The organism is Mesorhizobium ciceri WSM4083 (assembly GCF_000519305.1).
GTDB lineage: Bacteria > Pseudomonadota > Alphaproteobacteria > Rhizobiales > Rhizobiaceae > Mesorhizobium > Mesorhizobium ciceri_B.
Window position 1 is genome coordinate 95336 of the sequence record NZ_JAFG01000010.1, and the last position, 24696, is coordinate 120031.

The 24696-nt window shown below is 63.3% G+C and carries 18 protein-coding genes; 13 read left to right on the forward strand and 5 right to left on the reverse strand.

All coding sequences use genetic code 11. The features are described from left to right. Positions 1-9: 9 nt before the first annotated feature. Positions 10-1092 carry a flagellar biosynthesis protein FlhB gene (flhB, locus tag MESCI2_RS0120830; protein ID WP_027038263.1) on the forward strand — a complete coding sequence of 361 codons (1083 nt, stop codon included), beginning with the start codon at positions 10-12 and terminating at the stop codon, positions 1090-1092. After that, on the forward strand, positions 1089-1526 hold the full coding sequence (locus MESCI2_RS0120835; RefSeq protein ID WP_023809991.1) for a hypothetical protein: 438 nt from the start codon (positions 1089-1091) through the stop codon (positions 1524-1526). Before flhB ends, MESCI2_RS0120835 begins: the two co-directional genes overlap by 4 nt. A gap of 34 nt (positions 1527-1560) precedes the next feature. Here the strand turns inward: MESCI2_RS0120835 and MESCI2_RS0120840 are convergent, their stop codons facing one another. The 4 genes from MESCI2_RS0120840 to MESCI2_RS0120855 form a co-directional block, all read right to left on the reverse strand. Then, positions 1561-2331 (reverse strand): helix-turn-helix transcriptional regulator, encoded by a 771-nt coding sequence (locus MESCI2_RS0120840; protein ID WP_027038264.1) that lies wholly within the window; start codon positions 2329-2331, stop codon positions 1561-1563. After that, positions 2328-3038, reverse strand: coding sequence for a helix-turn-helix transcriptional regulator (locus tag MESCI2_RS0120845; RefSeq protein WP_027038265.1), 711 nt, complete (start codon positions 3036-3038; stop codon positions 2328-2330). Before MESCI2_RS0120845 ends, MESCI2_RS0120840 begins: the two co-directional genes overlap by 4 nt. A 552-nt stretch (positions 3039-3590) precedes the next feature. Further along, positions 3591-4622, reverse strand: a complete 1032-nt coding sequence (locus tag MESCI2_RS0120850) for a histone deacetylase family protein (protein WP_027038266.1) — start codon at positions 4620-4622, stop codon at positions 3591-3593. A 26-nt stretch (positions 4623-4648) separates the two neighbouring features. After that, positions 4649-5410 (reverse strand): TetR/AcrR family transcriptional regulator, encoded by a 762-nt coding sequence (locus tag MESCI2_RS0120855; RefSeq protein ID WP_245270402.1) that lies wholly within the window; start codon positions 5408-5410, stop codon positions 4649-4651. 154 nt (positions 5411-5564) lie between these two features. On the opposite strand from MESCI2_RS0120855, the gene MESCI2_RS0120860 reads away from it, so the two are divergent. The 8 genes from MESCI2_RS0120860 (at position 5565) to MESCI2_RS0120895 (ending at position 16194) form a co-directional block, all read left to right on the forward strand. After that, a complete protein-coding gene (locus MESCI2_RS0120860) occupies positions 5565-7244 on the forward strand; it encodes an amidohydrolase (RefSeq protein ID WP_027038268.1) in 1680 nt (559 codons plus the stop codon). Positions 7245-7385: 141 nt separating this feature from the next. Further along, positions 7386-8480 (forward strand): ABC transporter ATP-binding protein, encoded by a 1095-nt coding sequence (locus MESCI2_RS0120865; protein WP_027038269.1) that lies wholly within the window; start codon positions 7386-7388, stop codon positions 8478-8480. 2 nt (positions 8481-8482) lie between these two features. Further along, positions 8483-9403 (forward strand): ABC transporter permease, encoded by a 921-nt coding sequence (locus MESCI2_RS0120870; protein ID WP_027038270.1) that lies wholly within the window; start codon positions 8483-8485, stop codon positions 9401-9403. After that, complete coding sequence (locus MESCI2_RS0120875) at positions 9396-10196, forward strand: ABC transporter permease (RefSeq protein WP_023809983.1); 801 nt, start codon at positions 9396-9398, stop codon at positions 10194-10196. The genes MESCI2_RS0120870 and MESCI2_RS0120875 overlap by 8 nt, the downstream gene beginning before the upstream one ends. A gap of 23 nt (positions 10197-10219) precedes the next feature. Next, positions 10220-11254, forward strand: a complete 1035-nt coding sequence (locus MESCI2_RS0120880; RefSeq protein ID WP_023809982.1) for an extracellular solute-binding protein — start codon at positions 10220-10222, stop codon at positions 11252-11254. 68 nt (positions 11255-11322) lie between these two features. Beyond that, complete coding sequence (locus tag MESCI2_RS0120885; protein WP_027038271.1) at positions 11323-12519, forward strand: serine hydrolase domain-containing protein; 1197 nt, start codon at positions 11323-11325, stop codon at positions 12517-12519. 37 nt (positions 12520-12556) lie between these two features. Continuing rightward, complete coding sequence (locus tag MESCI2_RS0120890; RefSeq protein WP_027038272.1) at positions 12557-13738, forward strand: serine hydrolase domain-containing protein; 1182 nt, start codon at positions 12557-12559, stop codon at positions 13736-13738. Between the two features lie 128 nt (positions 13739-13866). Next, positions 13867-16194: a Tex family protein gene (locus tag MESCI2_RS0120895; RefSeq protein ID WP_027038273.1), complete on the forward strand. Its 2328-nt coding sequence runs from the start codon at positions 13867-13869 to the stop codon at positions 16192-16194. 268 nt (positions 16195-16462) lie between these two features. Here the strand turns inward: MESCI2_RS0120895 and MESCI2_RS01000000134955 are convergent, their stop codons facing one another. Next, a complete protein-coding gene (locus MESCI2_RS01000000134955; protein WP_245270403.1) occupies positions 16463-17449 on the reverse strand; it encodes a LysR family transcriptional regulator in 987 nt (328 codons plus the stop codon). Between the two features lie 138 nt (positions 17450-17587). Here MESCI2_RS01000000134955 and MESCI2_RS0120905 point away from each other — a divergent pair, with 138 nt between their 5' ends. The 3 genes from MESCI2_RS0120905 to MESCI2_RS0120915 all read left to right on the forward strand — a co-directional run bounded on the left by MESCI2_RS0120905 (position 17588) and on the right by MESCI2_RS0120915 (position 24674). After that, positions 17588-18784 (forward strand): acyl-CoA dehydrogenase, encoded by a 1197-nt coding sequence (locus MESCI2_RS0120905; protein ID WP_027038274.1) that lies wholly within the window; start codon positions 17588-17590, stop codon positions 18782-18784. Between the two features lie 112 nt (positions 18785-18896). Beyond that, positions 18897-22256: a DUF2126 domain-containing protein gene (locus MESCI2_RS0120910; protein ID WP_027038275.1), complete on the forward strand. Its 3360-nt coding sequence runs from the start codon at positions 18897-18899 to the stop codon at positions 22254-22256. Between the two features lie 6 nt (positions 22257-22262). Continuing rightward, entirely contained in the window at positions 22263-24674 is a 2412-nt protein-coding gene (locus MESCI2_RS0120915) for a circularly permuted type 2 ATP-grasp protein (RefSeq protein WP_027038276.1), read from the forward strand. Positions 24675-24696: the final 22 nt, after the last annotated feature.

Consider the following 24696-nt stretch of genomic DNA (forward strand, 5'->3'; position numbering starts at 1 on the left):
GACCGCGCCATGGCTGACGCGGTCGACAAGGATTCGAAAACCGAAGAGGCGACGGAAAAGAAGATCCGCGACACCATCGAACAGGGCAAACTGCCCCATTCGCGGGAGACAGCGCTCCTTGCCTCGTTCGTTGCCATACTGGTGTTCACCGTCTTCTACGCCAAGGATGCGATCATCGATCTCGGCATGTTCCTGTCGATGTTCCTGGAGAAGCCGGAAGCCTGGCCGATGGACACCGAGACCGACGTCATCGCGCTCTACAAGATCGTCCTCCTCGAGGTTGGCCGCGCCGTCCTGAGCCTGATGGTGCTGCTGACCGTCGCCGGCATCGGCGCCTCGGTGTTCCAGAACATGCCGCAATTCGTAGGCGAGCGGATCCGGCCGCAACTCTCGCGCATTTCGATCGCCAAGGGGTGGAACAGGCTGTTCGGCATCCAGGGTTGGGTCGAGTTCCTGAAGTCACTCGGCAAGGTCGGGTTTGCCATCGTCGTGCTGAGCTTCACGCTATCGGAAGACCACCGAAAGCTGCTCGCCGGGATGATCACCAATCCGGTCGCCTTCGGTCTCGTCATCCGCGGCATCGCCGTCGACATCCTGGTGGCGATCGTCTTCGTCATGGGGCTGATCTCGGCAATCGACATCGTCTGGTCGCGCTTCCACTGGAAGCAGGATCTGCGCATGAGCAAGCAGGAGGTCAAGGACGAGTTCAAACAGTCCGAGGGCGACCCGATCGTCAAGTCGCGGCTGCGCTCGCTGGCGCGCGACCGGGCGCGCAAGCGGATGATGACGGCGGTGCCGCGCGCGACGCTGATCATCGCCAACCCAACGCACTTCTCGATCGCGCTGAAATATGTGCGAGACGAGGACTCGGCACCCATGGTGCTGGCCAAGGGCCAGGATCTGGTGGCGCTGAAAATCCGCGAGATCGCGCGGGAACACAACATCCCGGTCTTCGAGGACGTGGCGCTCGCCCGCTCCATGTACAAGCAAGTTTCGGTCGATAGTGTGATCCCGTCACAATTCTACCAGGCCGTCGCCGAACTGGTGCGGATCGTCTACTCGAAAAAGGCTGAGCGCAGACAGATTTCATGAACCGGCAACCGCACGCAAAATCTCGCGAGATCATCGTCGCCAGCGCCATCGAGCAGGTGGTGGGGGAACTCAGGCTGATCGATGTCGCCGACTACATCGCCTTTATCCGGCTGGAGCATTTCGCGTGCCTGTCGGACCTGGTCGATTCAGCGGTCGAGTTATTCTTCATGCCGGGCACTCTGCGGCTCGGCCATGGTGGTGAGGCGCATGTCGACTGGAGCGGCAGCCCGCGCATCGTGCTCGATCTGGAACTGAGGCCGCCCGGCGTCACCGTCTATTTCCAGCTGACGCTGAGCGAGCTCGGCGCTTCGGTGGCGGTCAACTACGTGTCGTTCGAGAAGCCGGGCGAAGACCCGGAGCACAATACGGCGCTGCTCGAGGCGGTGATCGAAGAGGCGCGTATCCGCAAGGTCGAGCCGCTCGCCTATCGCTGACCGTCGGTCGCTTTCGAAGCGCTGCCGAATTCCCCTATTCGATCAAGCCCAGCCGCAGCGCCTTGGCAACGGCCTGGTTGCGATTGACGGCGTTGAGCTTTTGGGTCGACTGGGTCAGGTACTGGTTGGCGGTGTGCACCGACAGTTTCAGGAGTCGCGCGATCTCCTCGCTGGTGTTGCCATTGGCGGTCAGCTTCAGGCATTCGAGTTCGCGCTTGGAGATTGCGCGCATGCGGCCGGCATCGCCCGGACGGATGCGGGCGACGGCGGCGAATAGCGAAAAGCAGCGGGCGTGTATTTCGTAGAGCGCATCCTGCTGCAAGGTCATCTCCGAGCCCAGGAACACGACAAGGCCGCATTGGCCGCGGTCGGCGTGCACGGGAAAAGCGATGCCGCTGGTTCCGGGCGCCAGCGCCGGCATCCGCTCGGTCCAGGCGAGATTGCCAAGCAGCTCCGCCATGGCGGCGACGCCGTCATCCGTCCACCAGCGCGGTTCGGTCGAGAGGCGGGTGTGGCGCACGATCTCCTCGCCGTTGGCGCCTGAGATGAACTTGGTGGCCACGGCAATGCCGGGATAGTCGGAATCAAAGCATGGCACGAGCCGCGCCCGCTCGGGCGAGGGGCTTACGAAGAAGAGGCCGAAAGCCGAGGCATTCATGTCAACGGCGATCCAGCGGCAGCGGCGCACGGCATCGGGAATGGTGACGGCGTGATGGGTTTCGGAGCCAAGGGTGAAGGCCCCGAACGGGTTGCGCTGCTCGTTGAAAAGGGCTTCGGCCGTTTCCTTGATATCGGCGTGTTTCAAATGATGCCGCTCCTGATCGCCGTGGCGATGGCCATCGCGCGGTTGCTGGCCGCGAATTTCTGGATGGCGTGGGTGATGTAGCTGTTGACGGTGTTTGAGGAGACGCCAAGTATGACGGCGACCTCGTCGGTGGTCTTGCCTTCGGAAACCCAGAACAGGCATTCGCGCTCGCGATCCGATAGCGGATCCTGCATGGCGGCGGCGGCAATCAGTTGCGGGATGTGCGAGAGCGCGTAGCAGCATTTCAGTTGCGCCCGCATCAACGCTGGCTGGTCGATGCTGCCGGCGGTCGCCGCAGAGAACAGGGCGAACAGGCGCTGGCGACCGACATTAAGGCGCAGCGAATAGATCTCGGCATGGCCGAGAACGTCGAGAAGTCGGGCTTCCTCGCCGGTGACCAATCCGCCTGCTTCAGGTGCCCGGGATGCCACCAGCGGCTGTGGGCGGATGCCCGGCGCGACAGTGAGCGCGCCTTGCGCAAGCCCGGCGATCAGCCGCTTGCCGATCAGTTCGATGGCATCGAAAATCCAGTTGGAGGAGACGATGCGCGCATCGTTGCGGTCCTGGTCGTGGACAATGGCGACCAACATGTAGCTGTCGGCGCCGATCTCGGCGGTCAGTTGCATGAAAAAGCTGGTGAGATCGCCGCGCGACGTCAGGCGCGAGCCCAATGTGTCGGATTGAAGAACTGCGGCGGGACTGCTCATTCTTGTTGCTTTTGGCCGGAATCGTTTCTGCTGTCCGGATGCTGGAAGCCAGCCGCCGAACCCGAATACGCATTACTTTGACGAAGACACACGCGTGGCGCAGGGCTGCGCCGAACCAAATCCCGAATCCATTCAGGGAACGCGAAGCCGTCCGCGTCTGGTGCCGGAAAAGCTCCGGAACAAGAGACTTTGGGTGGTCGCCGCGCCCCCCGAGGACCGGCTGATTCGGGTCTAATCTACCCGCAGTTGAATCTGACATCAAACGCGATTTGACAAAATCGAATCCGATGGACTCAGGTGCGACTCAGAGGTCGGTTTTCGCGCCTTGGACAGAAGACCGGGACGCGAAAGCCTTCGCCGGCCATCTCGGCGGCTGGTCGATTTCGCCAGGCTCGGGAGCATTGAACAGATGGGCGCGCCGGTTGCTGTGCCGAAGGCTGGTGCCTTGGCCCGATAGTGGGAGCCGGGCGATGTTGCCGCCCGGTCCCGGTGGTCCTTTGCTTATGCCTGTCGTTGTCCCAAAATCGCTGGATGCTCGTGGACGACAGGCATTTACCGATCCTCGAACCCGGTCAGCACGCCGACGGCATTGACGCCGATCTCCTCGACGGCATAGCCGCCTTCCATGACGAACAGCGTCGGCAGGCCGAGCCTGGCGATGCGGCGGCCGATCTTGGGATAATCGGAGGTCTTCAGCTTGAACTGGCTGATCGGGTCCTTCTCGAACGTATCGACACCCAGCGAGACGATGACGACATCCGGTGCATAAGCGGTGAGCCTGGCGCAGGCATCTTCGAGCGAGGCGTTCCATGCATCCCAGTCGGTGCCGAAGGGCATCGGATAGTTGATGTTGAAGCCTTCGCCGGCACCCGCGCCGCGTTCGTCGGCATGGCCGAGGAAGAACGGGTACTCGACCATCGGATCGCCATGCAGATTGAGCACCTGGACGTCGGCACGGTCGTAGAAGATCTCCTGCGTGCCGTTGCCGTGGTGGTAGTCGACATCGAGGATCGAGATGCGTTTGGCGCCCTGGTCGCGGAACCATTGCGCGGCGACGGCGGCGTTGTTGATGTAGCAATAGCCGCCCATGAAGCCGGCCCCGGCATGGTGGCCGGGCGGACGGCAGAGCGCGAAGGCCGAAGCCTCGCCATCCTTGACCAGGCCGGCGGCGGTCAGCGCCACGTCGTAGGAAGACTTGATCGCAGCCCAGGTGCCTTCGACGAAGGTGGCGCCGGCATCGAAGGAATAATAGCCGAGCAGCGCGTCGATGCGTTTTGGCGGCACGTCGCCGCGCAGGCCGCGCGTCGGCCAGGTGAAGGGCATCGCCGTGCCCGTGAGGCCTGCTTCCAGCCATTGCGGCCAGACCGTCGGGAGAAAGTCGATATAGTCCGATTTGTGGATCCGCTTGGCGGCGGCGAGGTCATGTTCGTGCGGCGCGATGATGGGACCCAGCTTCTCGCTTTCGACTCGTGCCTTGATGAATTCGGCCCGCGATGGCTTTTCGAAACCCGGCACGATGGCTGATGTGACCAGTTCCATTTGACCGGCATGGCCGGCGTGAAGGGGGGAGAAAACAGTCTTCATAAATTCCTCTCGAAGTGTGAAATCAGTCAAGATTCAAGATTGAGATAAGGGCTCACCAGAGCGAGCCACATTCTTTCCACATCGTCCTCGATGAGGTCGTATGTCTTGCGGTCTCTTTTCAGCCCGACAAGCCGGCAGGCGTGCCCGACGTCCATCATCAGCTCGCCGAGCCGGCTGGCGATCTTGTCTTCAAGCGCCGGGTTCACATGCTGCAGCCATGCGGCGTAGAGCGCGATGATCTGCTCGTCATATTCGTTCTGGATCGGCCTGAGGTCGGCGTTGCCTGAAATGGCCTCGATCACCGGCATCAGGCTGGCGTTTTCGAGGTAGAGTCTGGACGTGTCGATGAAGAGCTTGCGCACTTCGCGCCGAAACTCTTCACGGTTGGTGGGCGGGGCGACCTTGATACGCTTGGCGATCACCTCGGGAAAGGATGACAGCCAGCGCCGGGCGAGGTCCAGAAGAATGGCTTCCTTGTTGGGGAAGTATTGGTAGATCGAACCAACCGACAAGCCTGCGCGCTGCGCAATGGCGAGCGTCGTCGGCGTCTTGGTTCCTTGCTCGCGCGTCAAGACCAGCGCTGCGTCGAGAATCCGGTCGACCACCTTGCTGGAGCGTTGTTGCCGCGGCTGTTTGCGCGGTTCGAGCGCTATCCTGGTTTTGCGGTCGAGACTGCGCTTCACGGCTTGATGTCCTCGTTCCCCGCCCGGTCTCAACATGGTGGGAGCTTGCTGTCCGCAATACATTCCAGATTCGGTATGTTGACAAACGCGAATAATCAGTCGCATTCTTTATCCACGCTGCCTCTTGGGATGACAAGGGGAATTTCCAGGACAGCGCGCTGGCATTCTTTTTCGTCCCATGGCGCCGCTCCGGTGGAGTGGCAGGTCGTTGGACAAGAGGTTGTCGGTCTCAGTCAGTCGTCAAAAGCGCGGAGTCGCGATGTCTGTCACAGGTGCGGGTCACAATGCGGATCTGATCGTCATCAATGGTCGTTTACTGACCATCGACGACGACAACCCCACCGCCGAGGCCGTCGCCGTCAAGGACGGCGCAATCATCGCCATCGGCAGCCGCGCCTCCATCGAAGAGTTCAAGGGACCGGCCACCAAGGTAATCGACGCCAAGGGCGGCTCCGTCCTGCCGGGTTTCATCGAAGCCCACATGCATCTGTTTTCGGGCGGGGCTGAGCTTGCCCACCTTCAACTCACCGGTATCCATGGCTTCGAGGCGCTGCAGAAGGCGATCCGCGACTATGCGCCGACCCGGCCCGACGCCAAGATGCTGGTCGGCCAGGGCGTCGACTACACCGTGCTCGGCAGCGAGCGGGTGACGCGCCATCACCTCGACGCCATTTTGCCCGATCGTCCGTTCTGCATGGCGGCGCCCGACCATCACACCATGTGGGCCAACACCAAGGCGCTGGAAATGGCCGGCGTCCTGCAGGGGCGCACGCTTGGGCAGGGCAATGAGATCGTCATGGGCGACGACGGACTGGCCGCCGGTGAATTGCGCGAAGGCGAAGCCTTTGGCCCGGTGCTCGACCTTGCCGGCGAAGGTCGGGTGCGGCTGGGGCTGTCGACCGGCGGCGAGCCGGACCCGATGCCGACCTCGGCCGAGCGGGACGCCGACCGCGACATCATGCGGCGCGGGCTCGCCTGGTGCGCCCGCCACGGCATCACCTCGATCCAGAACATGGACGGCAATCTCTATCAGCTCGAGCTGCTGGCCGAGATCGAAGCCGAGGAAGGCTTGCCCTGCCGCGTCAAGATCCCGTTCCACTACAAGAATTTCATGACGCTCGACATGCTCGACAAGGCGTCCGATATGGCCGAACGCTACAACAGCGAATGGCTGTCGTCGGGCATGGTCAAGGTGTTCTACGACGGCGTTCTCGATTCCTGGACCGCTGTCATGGTCGAGCCCTATGCCGACCGCCCGGACTGGGTTGGCGAGCCGCTGTTCACGCCGCAACAATTCATCGATCTGGCCGTCGCGGTCGACAGACGCGGGTTGCAGATCGCCGTGCACTCGATCGGCGACGGCGCGGTGCGCGCGGTGCTCGACGGTTATGAGGCGGCGCAGAAGGCGAACGGCAAGCGCGACAGCCGTCACCGGGTCGAGCACATCGAGGTCACCACCACTTCGGACGTGCCGCGTTTCGCCGAACTCGGCGTCATTGCCTCCATGCAACCGCCGCATCCGCCCGGCGCCATGGATTTTCCGTTGGAGCCGACGGTGTCGCGCATCGGACCGGCACGCTGGCCGCTGAGCTATGCCTGGCGGACCTTGAAGGATGCCGGCGCGCATGTCGTCTTCGCATCCGATTGGCCGGTGTCGCCGATCGATCCGATCCTGGGCATTCAGGCGGCAGTGTTGCGCAAACCGTGGGCAGAAAGCGACCCGGACCAGAGTTTCTCACTGCATGAAGCGGTCGCCGGTTACACGATCGAGGGCGCCTACGCCGAATTCGCCGAGCACCGCAAGGGCAAGCTGAAATCAGGCTACATGGCCGATCTGGTGGTTTTGTCGATGGATATCGAGAACACCGCCCCGGCCGATCTGCACAAGGTGCGGCCGGTGACGACGATTTGCGGCGGCAAGATCACCTATCAGGCCTGACTATGGCATGGGGCTTGCAGGCCTCAAAGACTGACTGAACTGTAACCCAATGCCGGGCTTGCCAACCCACCGGCCATGTGGTCACATCGAACAGGGGAAGAGCTCCGCCAGCAAGAGCGGAGTCAACAGTGAGGCGTAATCGTGCCGGACAAACCGGATCGGAATGCGATTGAAGTAGTAAACGTCAGCAAAATTTTCGGATCAGGTGAGGGGCAGGTAGCTGCCCTCGACACGGTCTCTGTATCTATCCGCGAGAACGAATTCTTCACGTTGCTGGGGCCATCCGGCTGCGGCAAGACGACGTTGCTCAGGCTGATCGCCGGCTTCGACTTTCCAACCGCCGGTGAAATCCTGCTCTACGGCCAGGACATCGCGCCGCTGCCGCCCTTCAAGCGGCCGGTCAACACCGTTTTCCAGTCCTATGCGCTCTTCCCCCACATGACGGTCGCCGACAATATCGGCTTTGGCCTGGAAATGCTGGGCAAGCCGAAGGCCGAGATCAAGGCGCGCGTCGCCGAGATGCTGAAGCTGGTCAAGATGGAGGCACTCGCCGGTCGTCGCACCAGCCAGATCTCCGGCGGCCAGCAACAGCGCGTGGCCTTGGCCCGCGCCTTGGCACCGCAGCCGAAGGTGCTTTTGCTCGACGAGCCTTTGTCCGCACTCGACTACAAGCTGCGCAAGGAGATGCAGATCGAGTTGAAGCGGCTGCAGCACGAGACCGGCATCACCTTCATCTTCGTCACCCACGACCAGGAAGAAGCGCTGACCATGTCCGACCGCATCGCTGTCATGTCATCGGGCAAGATCCTCCAGGTCGGTTCGCCCTGGGATATCTACGACAAGCCGGCCGAACGCTTCGTCGCCGACTTCATCGGTGAAACCAACTTCCTCACCGCCGCCATCAGCGAGATGGCCAACGGCAAGGCGCGCGCCACGCTCAAGTCCGGTGCGACCATCGAGGCGACCGTGGCCCAGGGTTTCCAGCCCAAACCCAACGCCACGGTGGTGGTTCGGCCCGAACACGCCAAGCTGACCAAGGCCAAGGGCGAACTCTCGGGGACGGTCGAGAACATCGTCTATTTCGGTACCGACACCCACATCCATGTTCATCTCGACAGTGGCGAACTCTTCACCGTACGCCAGCAGAACACGCGCAGCGCGGGCTGCGGTTTCGAGAAGGGCGACAAGGTCGGCATCCTCATCGGCAACGATGCCGCCCAGGTTCTGAAGGACTGACGATGGCGACCGCGGAAGAAGTCGCCAAGGCAGCGGAGCGGCGCGATGTCCGTGACCGCTGGCTTTTGTCAGCGCCAGCGCTGCTGGTCATTTTCCTCGCCGCGACCGGCCCCTTGCTGATCGTGCTCGTCTACTCGTTCCTGACGCCAGGCTCCTATGGCGACGTGAAGTGGCAGTTCTCGCCGGAAGCTTGGGTATCGGTGTTTCTGGAACGCGATATCTTCGACGACACGCTTTCGATCGCCGCCGCCCACGTCACCATCTTCCTGCGCTCGATCAAGCTCTCGGTGGTGACGACGATCGCCACTTTGGTGCTTGGTTTCCCGACCGCCTATTTCATGGCGACGCGCAGCGAAAAGACCCGCGATCTCTGGCTGTTCCTGATTACCATTCCGTTCTGGACCAACCTTTTGATCCGCACCTTCGCGGTGCTGCAGATCATCCGCAACGAAGGCATCGTCAACACGATGCTGCTCAAGCTCGGCATCATCTCGGCGCCCATCCAGATACTCTACACCGACACGGCGATCCTGATCGGCATGGCGTATGTCTACCTGCCGCTGATGGTGCTGCCGATCTATGCCAGCATGGAAAAGCTCGATTTCCGGTTGGTGGAGGCGGGGTACGACCTTTACGCGTCGCGCTTCCAGGTGCTGCGGCGGATCATCTTTCCGCTGGTCAAGCCGGGCGTCATCGCCGGCTCCATACTGGTCTTCATTCCAGCGCTTGGCGCCTATGTGACACCGAGCGTTCTTGGCGGCGGCAAGAACATGATGCTGTCCAACCTGATCGAATTGCAGTTCGGGCAGGGTCGCAACTGGCCACTCGGCTCGGCGCTGTCGATCGCCGTCATGATCATCGTCATGGTGGCGCTGCTTGCCTATGTGCGCAATGCCGGCAAGTCGGGGGTGCGTCATGGCTAAGAACTTTTCCATCAAGCACCAGCCAGGATTCACCGCGATCGCCGCGACCTGCTTTATCGTGCTGTATCTGCCGATCATCGTGTTGGTCATCTATGCCTTCAACGCGGCGAGCTCGACCTCCGAATGGGGCGGCTTTTCGCTGAAATGGTTCCAGTCGGCATGGCAGAACACGCAGGTCGTCGATGCCACGCTGCGTTCCTTCCAGATTGGCTCCATCGCGGCGGTGCTCTCCACGATCTTTGCCACCATGGCGGCGCTCGCCACCACCCGCACCGCGCCCTATCCCGGCCTCACCTTCAAATATGCGGCGATCAACCAGCCGCTGATGGTGCCCGAGATCGTCACCGGGGTGGCGCTGTTGATCTTCTTCTCGCGCATCAAGATCTTCACCGGCTATTCCGGCATCGGCTATCTGGTCGCCGCGCACACGGCGTTCTGCATTCCCTTTGCCTATTTGCCGATCCGGGCGCGGCTTGAGAACATGGACCTGACGCTGGAGCGTGCCGCCGCCGACCTCTACGCGACGCCCTGGAAGGCCTTCCGGCGCATCACGCTGCCGCTTCTGTGGCCCGGCATCCTGGCCGGGCTGATGCTGGCCTTCGTCATCTCGCTCGACGACGTCGTCATCACCGAGTTCGTCAAATCAGGCGGCCAGGACACGCTGCCCACCTACATGCTCGGCCAGATCCGCCGCGGCATCACCCCCGAGATCAACGCGATATCGACCGCCTTCCTGCTGCTTTCGGTCGCGATCGTCACGTTGTTTTTCTTCGTCAGCAGGAAACGAGACTGAACCGAAAAATGGGAGTTAAAACCATGAACTGGAAGACGACAGCAACCGCCATGGGGTTGGCGTTGCTCGCCTCGACGGGCCTGGCCCGCGCCGATGGCGTGCTCAACATCTACAATTGGGGCAACTATACCAGCCCCGACGTGATCAAGAAGTTCGAGGCCAAATACAACGTCAAGGTGACCATCACCGATTACGATTCCAACGACACCGCGCTGGCCAAGGTTCGCCAGGGCGGCACCGGCTTCGACATCGCGGTGCCGTCGCAGACCTACGTGCCGATCTGGATCAAGGAAGGCCTCATTCAGGAGACCGATCCGGGCAAGATGGAAAATTTCAAGAACGTGGCGCCGGAATGGGCCAATCCCGATTTCGACCCGGGTCGCAAATACAGCGTTCCGTGGGCGTGGGGCACGATCGGCGTGGTCGTCAACACCGATGCCTACAAGGGACCGGCGGATAGCTGGGGCATCATCTTCAACACGCCTGACGAGCTCAAAGGCAAGGTCAATGTCGTTCCGGAGATGGGCGATGTGATGTTCGCCGCGATCAAGTATGTCGGCGGCCAGCAATGCACCGACGACAAGGCGGTGCTGAAGAAGGTGCGCGACCTGCTGGTGGCGGCCAAGCCGAACTGGATCGCGATGGAATACAACACCATCGAGAAGATGGGCGCCGGCGACTTCAAGGCGACCAGCGACTGGAACGGCTCGGCGCTGCGCCAGCGGCTGGCCAACCCTGCCATCCACTACAACTATCCGAAAGAAGGCTTCGGCCTGTGGAGCGACAACGTCGTCGTTCTGAAGGAAGCCAAGAACGTCGAGAACGCCAAGCTTTTCCAGAACTTCATCATGGACCCGGAAAACGCGGCAGGTCTCTCGGCCTTCCATCGCTACGCCAATGCCATCACCGGCTCGGACAAGTACATGCCGGCCGACATGAAGGACGCGCCGGAAGTCATCATTCCGGCCGCGGACAAGCCACGTGGCGAGCTGCAGCAGATGTGCTCGCCGGAGACCCAGGAAATTTACACCAAGATCTGGACCGAGTTGCAGAAATAAACTGGGTTCGACGGACCCGGCGGCACATGCCGCCGGGTCCGTTTTCATGTTCAAGGGACTCGGCCGTCATGGACTCCTATCGCAATTCCGATCCGCGGCCGCCGATCATGCAGGGCTCGCCGCCCGCCATGGTGCCGCCGAAGCTCGACTGGGACCGGCCGCCGTGGAACCGCTGGGCGTTCCAGCACATTCGTGAAATTCTGCCGACCGCCGAAGTCTGGCGCGGCAATGGCCATCGCCACCGCTTCGAACGCGCCGAGGCCGATCTCGACGGGCTGGCGGTCGAGGACAGCGAGGGCATGCCGACGACGCTCGCCGGGCTGCTCGACGAGACCTATACGGACGGCTTCCTGGTGCTCAAGGACGGCAAGGTCGCCTATGAGCGCTACTTCAACGGCATGGATGAGCGCACGCTGCACCTGTCGCAGTCGATGGCGAAGTCCGTTACCGGTTCGGTGTTCGGCATACTGGTTGGGCGCGGCCTGATCGATCCGGCCAGACTGGTAACAGACTACCTGCCGGAGCTCGGCGTTACCGGCTGGACCGGCGCCAGCGTCCAGCATGTGCTGGACATGACCAGCGGCGTCCGTTTCTCAGAGGAATATACCGACCGCTATTCCGACATCGGCCAGGTCGATGTCGCCACCGGCTGGAAGCCGGTGCCGCCGGACAGCGATCCGGCCTTTCGTTGGCCCTCGCACATGTTCGAGCTGATCCTCGGCTTGAAGGATACGATCCGCCCGCACGGGGCTCAATTCGAATACCGCTCGATCGAGACCGACGTGCTTGCCTTCATCATGGAGCGGGTGACAGGCAAACGGCTGCCGCAGGTGGTTTCGGAAGAACTCTGGCAAAAGCTCGGCGCTGATGAAAGCGCCTGCTTCACGGTAGACAGCGCCGGCTATGCGGTGGCCGACGGTGGCTTCAACGCGACGCTGCGCGACTATGGCCGCTTCGGCCAGCTGATCCTCGACAATGGTGGCGGCGTCGTGCCGGCCGGCTGGGTCGAGGCGACGCGCAACGGCAGGCATGGGCCGGGCTTCAGCCCCAGCCTGCCGGAGGGCAGCTATCGCAACCAGTTCTGGATCGAGGACCCGCGCTCGCGCGCACTGATGTGCCGCGGCGTGTTCGGTCAGATGATCCATATCGACTGGAACACCGGAATGGTCGTGGTGAAGCTTTCGACCTGGCCGGATTTCGCCAATGGTGCCTATTCCATAGCGACGCTGAAAGCCGTGCACGCTATCGCCACGGCACTTCGCTGAGCCCCCACAAAGAAGAAACGACCCGGAAGGAAACGCCATGACCGGCAAGACCGTGTTCGAGACCCGCTATGGCTTCCGGCGCAACGAGGTGGTGCTCGCCAACTGGCGCGAGAACCCGTTCAACCGGTGGTCGTTCCAGAATCTCGGCGAACTGGTGCCGACCGCCCGCGTAGCGGTGGCGTCGGGGGTTGTTGAAACCCCCGTGCGCGATATGGGGGGGCTGCTCGGCGAGAAGGTCGCGATCGCCAGCACACCGGAGACGGTGGCTGAATTTCTCGCACGTTCGAGCACCGACGCACTGACGGTGATGAAAGGCGGCAAGATCGTCGGCGACTGGTTCGCCCCGCATATGGACTTCGGCGCCCGCCACATCATCTTTTCGATCAGCAAGTCGGTGACAGCCATCATCGCCGGCATATTGCAAGGCGAGGGGGTGTTCGACCCGGAAGCGCCGGTGACGGCTTACTTCCCTGAAGCCGCCGGCTCGGCCTATGGCGATGCGAGCGTGCGGCACGTGCTCGACATGAGCGTCAGCCTCGATTTCGAGGAGGCCTATCTCGACCCGGAGAGCGCTTTCGCCCGCTATCGCCGCGCCACGCTGTGGAATCCGGGCGGCGACACGGAGAGCCTGCGCGAATTCATCCTGACCCTGCAACGCCTTGCCGAGCCGCATGGCCAGACCTTCCGCTACCGCTCGCCGAATTCCGACCTGCTCGGCCTGCTGCTCGAGCGCGCGTCGGGCCAGCGGTTCACCGACCTGATGCGCGAGAGGCTGTGGCTGCCGCTCGGCGCTGTCAGCGAAGCCTCGATCGGCGTCGACATGGAAGGTACGGCGCGCACGGCCGGCGGTATTTCGGTGACGCCGCGCGACCTGGCGCGTGTCGGCGAGATGATGCGGCAGGGCGGGGTGGCCAATGGCCGCCGCATCCTACCGGAAGCCTGGGTTCGCGACACGACCAGCACTGGCGGCAGTGCGGACGCCTGGCAGCGCGGTGCGATGCTGCCACTGTTTCCCAAAGGTCGTTACCGGAACAAATGGTACCAGACTGGACACGAGAACGGCGCCTATTGCGGCATCGGCATTCATGGCCAGTGGCTGTATGTCGATCCCAGGACCGAAGTGGTGATCGCCAAGATGTCGTCGCAGCCGGAGCCGGTCGACGATCCGCTCGATATCGAGATCGTCGCCTTCTTCGAGGCGCTCAGCCGGATGGTCTAGACTGGACCCGAGCCGCCACATTAGCGCACGCTTTCCTGTGGACCCGCCGGGCTGATGAAAGCGCAGCGGTTGGCGGACCGAATGTCTGCGCCTATGGTCGCCGCTCTTTGGATGAGAGCAGGAACGACATGGCATCCGACATCAAGCGCATCGCAGCCATCATCGCAACCGAGATCAAGGCGCGGCCCGAACAGGCGGCCGCGGCGATCGGGCTGCTGGACGAGGGCGCGACGGTGCCATTTGTGGCGCGCTACCGCAAGGAAGTCACCGGCGGGCTGGACGACACGCAATTGCGCGATCTTGCCGAACGCCTTGCCTATCTGCGCGAGCTCGACGCGCGCCGCGACACCATCCTTGGCTCGATCCGCGAACAGGGCAAGCTGACCGAGGAGCTTGCAGGCAAGATCGTCGCCGCCACCACCAAGGCGGAACTTGAGGACATCTACCTGCCCTACAAGCCCAAGCGCCGGACCAAGGCCGAGATCGCCAGGGAGCGCGGGCTGGGGCCGCTGGCCGAAGCCATCTTGGCGAACCGCTCATTGGTGCCTGCCGAACTGGCGCTGGCCTATGTCAGCGAAGAGGTGGCTGACGCCAAAGCGGCGCTCGACGGCGCGCGCGATATCCTGTCGGAGCAATTCGCCGAGAATGCCGATCTGGTCGGCAAATTGCGCAGCTACATGAAGGAGCGCGCCTTCATGCGGGCCAGGGTGGTCGACGGCAAGCAGGAGGCCGGCGCGAAGTTCTCCGATTATTTCGACCATGTCGAGCGCTGGACAAATGTGCCGAGCCACCGCGCGCTGGCGATGCTGCGCGGCCGCAACGAGGAAGTGCTGTCGCTCGACATCGAGGTCGATGCCGACGACGCGTCGCCGGTGAAACCGGTCGAGAGGATGATCGCCAATGCCTATGCCATCGGCGGCAGCCTGCCGGGTGACAGATGGCTGATGGAGGTGGCGGGCTGGACCTGGCGCATAAAACTGTCGCTGCACCTGACACTCGATTTGATGCGCGACCTGCGTGAGCGGGCAGAAGAGGAAGCGATCCACGTCTTTGCCCGAAACCTAAAGGATTTGCTGCTGGCCGCTCCCGCCGGTTCGCGCGCGACGATGGGGCTCGACCCCGGCATCCGCACAGGTGTCAAGGTGGCCGTGGTCGACGGCACCGGAAAGGTGCTGACAACGACGACGGTCTATCCGTTTCCGCCCAGGAATGATGTGCGTGGCACGCAGGCGGAGCTCGCCAAGCTCATCCGGCTGCACAAGGTCGAGCTGATTTCGATCGGCAACGGCACCGGCAGCCGCGAAACGGAAAAACTGGTCGCCGACATGCTGTCCGACATGCCGGCGGATGGCGGACCGAAGCCCTTGAAAGTGATCGTCAGCGAGGCGGGCGCCTCTGTCTATTCGGCATCGGCGACGGCGGCGGCGGAATTCCCGGGTCTCGACGTGTCGCTGCGCGGCGCCGTGTCGATCGCCCGGCGCCTGCAGGATCCGCTGGCCGAGCTGGTCAAGATCGAGCCCAAATCGATCGGCGTCGGCCAGTACCAGCATGATGTCGACCAGTACCGTCTCGGCCGCTCGCTGGAAGCGGTGGTGGAAGACGCAGTCAATGCCGTCGGCGTCGATCTCAACACAGCCTCGGCGCCGCTGCTGGCGCGCGTTTCAGGTCTGGGTGCGTCGCTGGCCGACGCGATCGTTGCGCATCGCGATGCGACCGGGCCCTTCGCCAGCCGGAAGGATCTGCTCAAGGTGCCGCGGCTCGGACCTCGGGCCTTCGAACAATCCGCCGGCTTCCTGCGCATTGCCAATGGCAGCGAGCCGCTCGATGCCTCGTCGGTGCATCCGGAAGCCTATGGCGTGGCGAAGAAGATCGTGGCGGCCTGCGGGCGTGACGTGCGCTCTCTGATGGGCGACAGCGCTGCGCTGAAGGCGCTCGACCCGCGCGTCTTCGTCGATGAGCGTTTCGGCCTGCCTACGGTGCGCGACATCCTGGCGGAGCTGGAAAAGCCCGGCCGCGACCCGCGCCCCGGTTTCAAGACGGCGACTTTTGCCGACGGCATTGACGACATCAAGGATCTGAAGCCCGGCATGCTGCTGGAAGGCACCGTCACCAATGTCGCCGCCTTCGGCGCCTTCGTCGATATCGGAGTGCATCAGGACGGGCTGGTGCATGTCTCGCAACTGGCCGACCGTTTCATCAAGGACGCGCATGAGGTCGTGAAGGCCGGCGACGTGGTCAAGGTGCGGGTCGTCGACGTCGACATCAAGCGCAAGCGCATCGCGCTTTCCATGCGCAAGGATGGCGGCGAGGGTGGCGCACCGCGTGGCGGGCCACGCGACAATGGTGGCGGCAGGCCGGCACCACGTTCGCCGGCACCGCAGCAACGTCAGCCGGAGCGGCCGGCACAGCAAGGCGCATTCGGCGCTGCCTTGGCGGATGCGCTGAAGCGGAAGTAGCTATTCTGCTTGTGACGAAGATGACCAATCGTCGAGTTCGGCGCCGCCCCTCATCGCCCTGCCGGGCACTTCTCCCCGTATAGTGACGGGGAGAAGGAGGCTGTCCGCAACGACGGTGCCCTTCTTTGCGACATTGGTGATTGACGAAATCGGCGATCACAGCGCCCCTCTCCCCGTCCCTATACGGGGAGAGGATGCCGGCAGGCAGGTGAGGGGCAGCACTAACGTTCGTGACTGGTAACGGGACGCATTCGAAAGCCCCACGTTGCTACGGGTTTCCGCCGCTGTATTTTTCTTCCAGCCGCTCAAATACCTGCTCCGCCGGTATGCCCGGACCACTTTTTACGCCTTTGCGGATGACCTCCTGCAAAGTTAGATGCCTTAACAGCCAGTCGCGAAAACTGGCGACCGGCGGATGGCCGCGCTTGTCGTGCGGGACGACGAGATAGTAGGCGCTGCGGCTTTGCATGGGCTGGCCTGGCGCCGGCACCAGTTGGCCGCGCTGCAATTCGCCTGCAATCAGGATCAGCGGCAGCAGCGCCACACCGAGCCCCGCCATGCAGGCCTGGGCGGCGGTGCCGAACTGCTCGAACTGCATTCCGGGCCCGGTCGGTGCGCTCAGGCGCTGATGCTCGAACCATTCGGTCCAGGCGCCAGGACGCGTCGCCATGTGCAGCAGCGGCAGGCGGCCGACATCGGCCGGTGAGGCGATGGCGCGGCCGGCGAGGAATTCGGGCGACACGACCGGCGCCACCGTTTCGCGCACCAACAGTGTCGAGTCGGCCTCAGGCCAGTCCGGCAGGCCATAGTGGATGGCGGCATCCAGCCTCTCCCTGGCGAAGTCGAAGCGGCCGACGCGGGTGACGAAGTTGATGGTGATATCGGGATTGTTTTCGACGAAATCGGGGATCATCGGCATCAGCCAGCGCGTGCCGAAGGTCGGCAAAATGGCAAGGTTCAGGATGCCACTATGCCGATTGCTCATCAATCCAAGGGCTGCGTCACGCAACTGGCCAAGTGCTGAACGCACCGCCTCGGCGTAGATTTCGCCCGATGTCGACAGCCTGACATTGCGGCTGTCGCGTTCGAACAGCCGGCGGCCGAACTGATCTTCCAGCAGTCTGATCTGCCGGCTGACCGCGCCCTGGGTCAGATCGAGCTCCTGGGCGGCGGCGGTGAAACTGCCCAGTCGGGCCACTGCCTCGAAGGCGGCAAGGGCGCTTATATTGGGCAAAAGGCGGCGTTGGACACTCATGATCCATTCCTAACGCTCATTGATCGGTGAATCAATTTCGTTTGATTTTTTCGAGGCGCAGGCCGATAGAACGGGCCAACATTTTGCTTCATGCATGTCGTCGTTTTGAGCGACATGCATTGGTTTGGGAGAAACGCGATGGCCGCCGACAAGAACGCATTCGTCTGGGAAGACCCGTTCCTGATCGAGGGCCAGCTTTCGGAAGACGAGCGCATGGTGCGCGACGGCGCGGCCGCCTTCGCCGCCGACAAACTGGCGCCGCGGATCGAGGACGCCTATCTCAACGAGACATTCGACACCGCGATCTTCCGTGAAATGGGCGATGCCGGCCTGCTCGGCATCAACATCCCCGAGGAATTCGGCGGTCTCGGCGCCAACTATGTGACCTACGGGCTGGTCGCGCGGGAAGTCGAACGTGTTGACTCGGGCTATCGCTCGATGATGTCAGTGCAGTCGTCGCTGGTAATGTATCCGATCTACGCCTATGGCTCGGACGAGCAGCGCAAGAAGTATCTGCCCAAGCTTGCCAGCGGCGAGTGGATCGGCTGTTTCGGCCTGACCGAGCCGGATGCAGGCTCCGACCCGGGCGGCATGAAGACACGCGCCGAGAGGACAGCCAACGGCTATAAGCTGTCCGGTTCGAAGATGTGGATTTCCAACGCGCCGGTCGCCGACGTGTTCGTCGTCTGGGCGAAGCTGAAGGGCGAGAACGGCAAGGACGAGATCCGTGGCTTCGTGCTGGAAAAGGGCATGAAGGGGCTTTCGGCGCCGAAGATCGGCGGCAAGCTGTCGCTGCGGGCGTCGATCACCGGCGAAGTGGTGATGGAAGGCGTCGAGGTCGGCGAGGACGCGCTGCTGCCCAACGCAAAAGGCCTCGGCGGACCGTTCGGATGCCTCAACCGGGCTCGCTTCGGCATTTCCTGGGGCTCGATGGGCGCGGCGGAAGATTGCTGGCACCGCGCCCGCCAATACGGTCTTGATCGCAAGCAGTTCGGCAAGCCGCTGGCCGGCACGCAACTCTACCAGAAGAAGCTTGCCGACATGCAGACCGAAATCGCGCTGGGATTGCAGGCATCCTTGCGTGTCGGGCGGTTGCTGGATGAAGGCAAGATGGCGCCGGAAATGATCTCGATCGTCAAGCGCAACAATTGCGGCAAGGCGCTCGATATCGCGCGCCAGGCCCGCGACATGCATGGCGGCAACGGCATCCAGATCGGCTACCACGTCATGCGCCACGCGCAGAACCTGGAGACGGTCAACACCTATGAAGGCACGCATGACGTGCATGCGCTGATCCTGGGAAGGGCGCAGACGGGGTTGCAGGCATTTTTCTGAGCCGGCAACCGTTGCTTAAATTAGGTGCACCGCAACATCTCTGCTTGGAGAATGGTCGCCAGATGTGTCAGGGTTCAGCGAAATCGTTTGAAACGCTGAATTCCGGGGCCCCATGGCAATTCTGGCAGCCGTCTACCACCTGACCCACTACAAATATGACCGGCCGGTGGTTCTCGGGCCCCAGATCATCAGGCTGCAGCCGGCGCCGCATTCCCGCACCAAGGTGCTGAGCCATTCGCTCAAGGTCGAGCCGGCGAACCACTTCGTCAATCTGCAGCAGGATCCTTACGGCAATTTCCTCGCCCGCTTCGTCTTTCCGGAGCCAGTGACGGAGTTGAAGATCGAGGTTGACCTCGTCGCCGACATGACGGTCTATAATCCGTTCGATTTCTTCGTCGAGCCGTCGGCCGAGGCGTTTCCGTTCGAGTATCCGGAAGAAATACGCGACGATCTCGCCATCTATCGCACTCCGGAGCCGGCGGGACCGCTGCTGTCGGCGCTGCTGAAGACCATCGATCGCAGCGCTGCCAACACCGTCAATTTCCTGGTCGATCTCAACGCGCGGCTGCAGCGCGAGATCGCCTATATCGTGCGCATGGAAACCGGGGTGTTCTCGCCGGAAGAGACCTTGGCCGCGAAAAAGGGGTCATGCCGGGATTCAAGCTGGCTGCTGGTGCAGATCCTGCGCAATCTCGGCATCGCCGCGCGCTTCGTCTCCGGATATCTGGTCCAGTTGAAGCCCGATCTGATCGCGCTGGACGGTCCGCCGGGGACGGCGACAGACTTCACCGATCTGCATGCCTGGTGCGAGGTCTATCTTCCCGGCGCCGGCTGGATCGGCTTCGATCCGACCTCGGGCCTGCTCACCGGCGAGAGCCATGTGCCGCTGGCCGCCACGCCGCATTTCCGCAACGCGGCCCCGATTTCCGGCATGGCGAGCTTCGCCAATGTCGAATTCGGCTTCGAGATGCGGGTCGACCGCATCGCCGAACATCCGCGCATCACCAAGCCATTTTCGGACGAAAGCTGGCAGGCGCTCGATGCTCTGGGCAACAAGGTCGATGCAGCACTTGCCGCCGGCGACGTGCGGCTGACCATGGGCGGCGAGCCGACTTTCGTGTCGATCGACGATTTCGAGTCGGCCGAGTGGAACACCGCCGCCGTCGGTCCCACCAAGCGCGAAAAGGCGGACGAACTGATCCGTAAGCTGCGCGAGCGCTTCGCGCCCGGCGGCTTTCTCCACTACGGGCAGGGCAAATGGTATCCAGGCGAAAGCCTGCCGCGCTGGACCTTTTCGCTCTACTGGCGTGCCGACGGCCAGCCGGTATGGAGCGATCCGTCGCTGATCGCACGCGAAAAGAGCGAGGCCGATATCGGCCCGAAGCAGGCCGAAAGCCTGCTCACCGCGATTGCCGGCGAACTCGGCATCGACAAGGCCATGGTCAGCGAAGCCTATGAGGATCCGGCCGAATGGCTGCTCAAGGAAGGCAAGCTGCCTGACAATGTCGATCCGTCCAACTCCAAGCTGGAGGATCCGGAAGAACGCAGCCGCATGGCGAAAGTGTTCGAACGCGGGCTGACCAAACCGTCCGGCTATGTGCTCCCCGTCCAGCGTTGGAACAGCCAGGCATCGGATCCGCGCTGGCGCTCGGAAAAGTGGAAGACGCGGCGCGGCCGGCTGTTCCTGGTGCCAGGCGATTCACCGGTCGGCTACCGGCTGCCGCTCGGCACGTTGCCCTATGTGCCGCCGGAGCAATTCCCCTATATCGTGCCGGTCGACCCGTCGTTGCCACGCGGCCCGCTGCCCGCGCGTGAAGCCATGCTGGCCGGACCGGCTCCAGCCGAACTGGAAGGCGCCGATGAGATGGCGCGCCGCCAGCAAGCGGTATCGTTCACCGCCGCGACCGGCCAGCAGGAGCGGGTCGAGCAGGAGATCACCGAAATCGGCGGCGCGGTGCGCACCGCACTTTCGGTCGAGCCGCGCGATGGGCGGCTGTGCGTGTTCATGCCGCCGGTCGAGGCGCTGGAAGACTATCTCGAACTCGTCGCTGCGGCCGAGAACGCGGCCAAGGCGATCGGTCTTCCCGTGCATATCGAAGGCTACGGCCCGCCGCACGATCCGCGCCTCAACGTCATCCGCGTCGCGCCTGACCCGGGCGTCATCGAGGTCAACATTCATCCGGCCTCCAACTGGCAGGATTGCGTGGCGACGACAACGACGATCTATGAGGAAGCGCGGCAGACACGGCTTGGCGCCGACAAGTTCATGATCGATGGCCGCCACACCGGCACCGGCGGCGGCAACCATGTCGTGGTCGGCGGTGCGACACCCAATGACAGCCCGTTCCTGCGAAGGCCGGACCTGCTGAAGAGCTTGGTGCTGCAATGGCAGCGCCGCCCCTCGCTGTCCTATCTGTTCTCCGGCCTGTTCATCGGGCCGACCAGCCAGGCCCCGCGCTTCGACGAGGCGCGCCACGATTCGCTCTATGAGCTTGAGATCGCGATGGCGCAGGTGCCGCATCCGGACCAGGGCGCGGCGCCCTTGCCGTGGCTGGTCGACCGGCTGTTCCGCAATTTGTTGACCGACGTCACCGGCAATACGCATCGTTCGGAAATCTGCATCGACAAGCTGTTTTCGCCGGACGGACCGACCGGCCGGCTGGGGCTGGTCGAGTTCCGTGGCTTCGAGATGCCGCCCAATGCTCGCATGTCGCTGGCGCAGCAACTGCTTGTCAGGGCCATCATCGCACGTGCGTGGAAGAGCCCGCTCGATGGCCGCTTCGTGCGTTGGGGCACCTCTCTGCACGATCGTTTCATGCTGCCGCACTATGTCTGGGCCGATTTCCTCGACGTGCTCGACGACCTCAAGCTCAATGGTTTCGAATTCAGGCCCGAATGGTTCGACGCCCAGCTCGAATTCCGCTTCCCGTTCTGCGGCGAGGTTCAGCATGCCGGCATCAAGCTGGAGCTGCGCCAGGCGCTCGAACCCTGGCATGTCATGGGCGAACAGGGCGCGATCGGCGGCACTGTGCGCTTCGTCGATTCCTCGGTCGAACGGCTGCAGGTCAAGACCGAAGGGCTGAACCCGGAGCGTCACGCAGTTGTCTGCAACGGCCGCATCGTGCCGATGAAGGTCACCGACAATCGCGAAGTGGCGGTGGCGGGTGTCCGCTTCAAGGCCTGGCAGCCGGCTTCGGGCCTGCATCCGGCGCTGCCGGTCAACACGCCGCTGGTCTTCGACATCTATGACCGCTGGTCGGGCCGTGCGGTGGGCGGCTGCGTCTACCATGTCGCCCATCCCGGCGGGCGCAATTACGACACCTTTCCGGTCAATGGCAACGAGGCGGAAGCTCGGCGGCTCGCCCGCTTCGAACCGCGCGGCCATACGCCATCCGCCTATGTGATCCGTGAAGAACAACCGGCGGAAGATTTCCCGATGACCCTTGACCTTCGGCGGCCGGCAAGACTCTGATCAGCGATGGCAAAGGGGAATCACAAGAGGGGACGCGGCAAGCCGCAGACCCACAGCCTGCTGGAGCACTACCAGCCGATCGACGGCGTCGTCGACGAGATGGTCGATGCATCGGGTATTCCTCGCCCGGCCTGGAAGCATTTTGTCGAGGCGCTCGAGGAACTCGGTGCTGAAAAGCTCGGCCAGCGCTTTGCCCGCGCCGATCAGTATCTGCGCGATGCCGGCGTTTATTACCGGGTCTACGACAAGGCCGGTGCCAATGAGCGCGAATGGCCGCTGGCGCATGTCCCGGTTCTCATCGAGGAGAGCGAGTGGGCGGCGATCAGCGCCGGCCTCGTGCAGCGCGCCGAACTGTTCGAGGAAACCATCGCCGATATCTACGGGCCGAACCGGCTGGTCGAAAAAGGCATCCTGCCGGCGGGATTGATCGCCGCCAGCCCCGAATATTTGCGGCCTGTCGTCGGTACCAGGCCGGCCGGCGGCCACTTCCTGCATTTCTGCGCCTTCGAGCTCGGCCGTGGACCTGACGGCCAGTGGTGGGTGCTGGGCGATCGCACGCAGGCGCCGTCCGGCGCCGGTTTCGCACTGGAAAACCGCGTCGCCACCACACGCGCGCTGTCCGACATTTATGGCGAGATGCATGTGCACCGCCTTGCCGGCTTTTTCCGCCGTTTTCGCGATGCGCTGATCGGTATGGCCAAGGAGACCGACGGCCGCGTCGCCATCCTGACGCCGGGGCCGCTCAACGAAACTTATTACGAGCACGCCTACATCGCCCGCTACCTCGGTATCATGCTGCTCGAAGGCGAGGATTTGACCGTCTCCGGCGGCCGGCTGATGGTGCGCACGGTTTCCGGCCTGATGCCGATCAGCGTGTTGTGGCGGCGGCTCGACGCCGCTTTCGCCGACCCGCTCGAACTGCGCGCGGATTCGCAGATCGGCACGCCGGGCCTGGTCGAGGCGATCCGCCAGGGCGCGGTTGCCACCGTCAATGCGCTTGGCTCCGGCCTGATGGAGACGCGTGCGCTGCTCGCCTTCCTGCCCAAGATTTCACGGGCCTTGCGGGGCGAGGAATTGCTGCTGCCAAGTGTCGCAACATGGTGGTGCGGGCAAGCAACCGAACGCGCGCATGTGCTGGCCAATATCGATCGCATGGTGATCGGGCCGGCGCTATCGACGAGGCTTGCCTTCGAGGACGACGATTCAACGAAGCTAGGCTCGGCCCTGTCGGCCGGAGAGCGGGCGGAGCTGGTGGCGCGCATCGAACGCGATGGCGGCGATTTCGTCGGCCAGGAAGCAGTGACGCTTTCGACGACGCCTGTCTATGTCGGCGGCTGGCTGGAGCCGCGGCCAGCGAGCCTGCGCGTCTATCTGGCGCGAACGCCGGAGGGCTGGACGGTGATGCCGGGCGGTTTTGCCCGCATCGGCCTGTCGCTCGACCCGACGGCGATCGCCATGCAGCGTGGCGGCCAGGCGGCCGATGTCTGGGTTGTCAGCGACAAACCGGTGGAGCGCGAGACGCTGCTGCCGCAGGAAGGCGACAGTTTCAGCCGCACCAGGCCCGGCAGCCTGCCCAGTCGCGCGGCGGAGAACCTGACCTGGCTCGGCCGTTATATCGAGCGCTCGGAAGACACGGTGCGCATCCTGCGCGCCTATCATGTGCGGCTCGCGGAAACTTCCGACCCGGACATGCCGCTGCTCGCCGACATCCGGGATTATCTCGAACCTTTCGGCATCGATGTGGAGACGGCGATCCCTTCAGGGCTGATAGGCACGCTGGATAGCGCGGTCTACAGCGCCGGCCAGATCCGCGACCGCTTCTCGCCCGACGGCTGGCTGGCGCTGAAGGACCTGTCGAAGACCATCCATCAGTTCGCAACGACGGTCGCGCCCGGCGATGACGCGACCCGGGCGATGACAGTCATCCTGCGTAAGCTCGCCGGCTTTTCCGGCCTGCTGCACGAGAACATGTACCGCTTCGCCGGTTGGCGCTTCCTCGAGATCGGCCGCCGGCTGGAGCGCGGCATCCAGATCTCCCGCACGCTGTCGCGGCTGACCAGCGCCAAGGCGCCGGACGGCGCGCTCGACATGATGCTGGAGATCGGCGACAGCGTGATGACCCATCGCCGCCAATATCCGGTGCAGGCCGGCCGGCGCACGGTGATCGACCTGCTGGCGCTCGATCCGCTTAACCCGCGCTCCATCCTGTTCCAGCTCGAACGGCTGAAGGCCGAAATCGGCCTGTTGCCGTCGCTCGGCGGGGAGGGGCAAATGTCGCCGGCGGCGAAGGAAATCCTGCAGCTCAACACCCAGATCGCCATCAAGGAGCCTTCGGATATGACGGCAAAGGCGCTGGACGAACTCGCCTACGAAATCGGCGGCCTCTACAACAGCCTCGCCAAAGCCTATTTCGGCTAAGCAGGTTCCGCAAAAGTGTCGC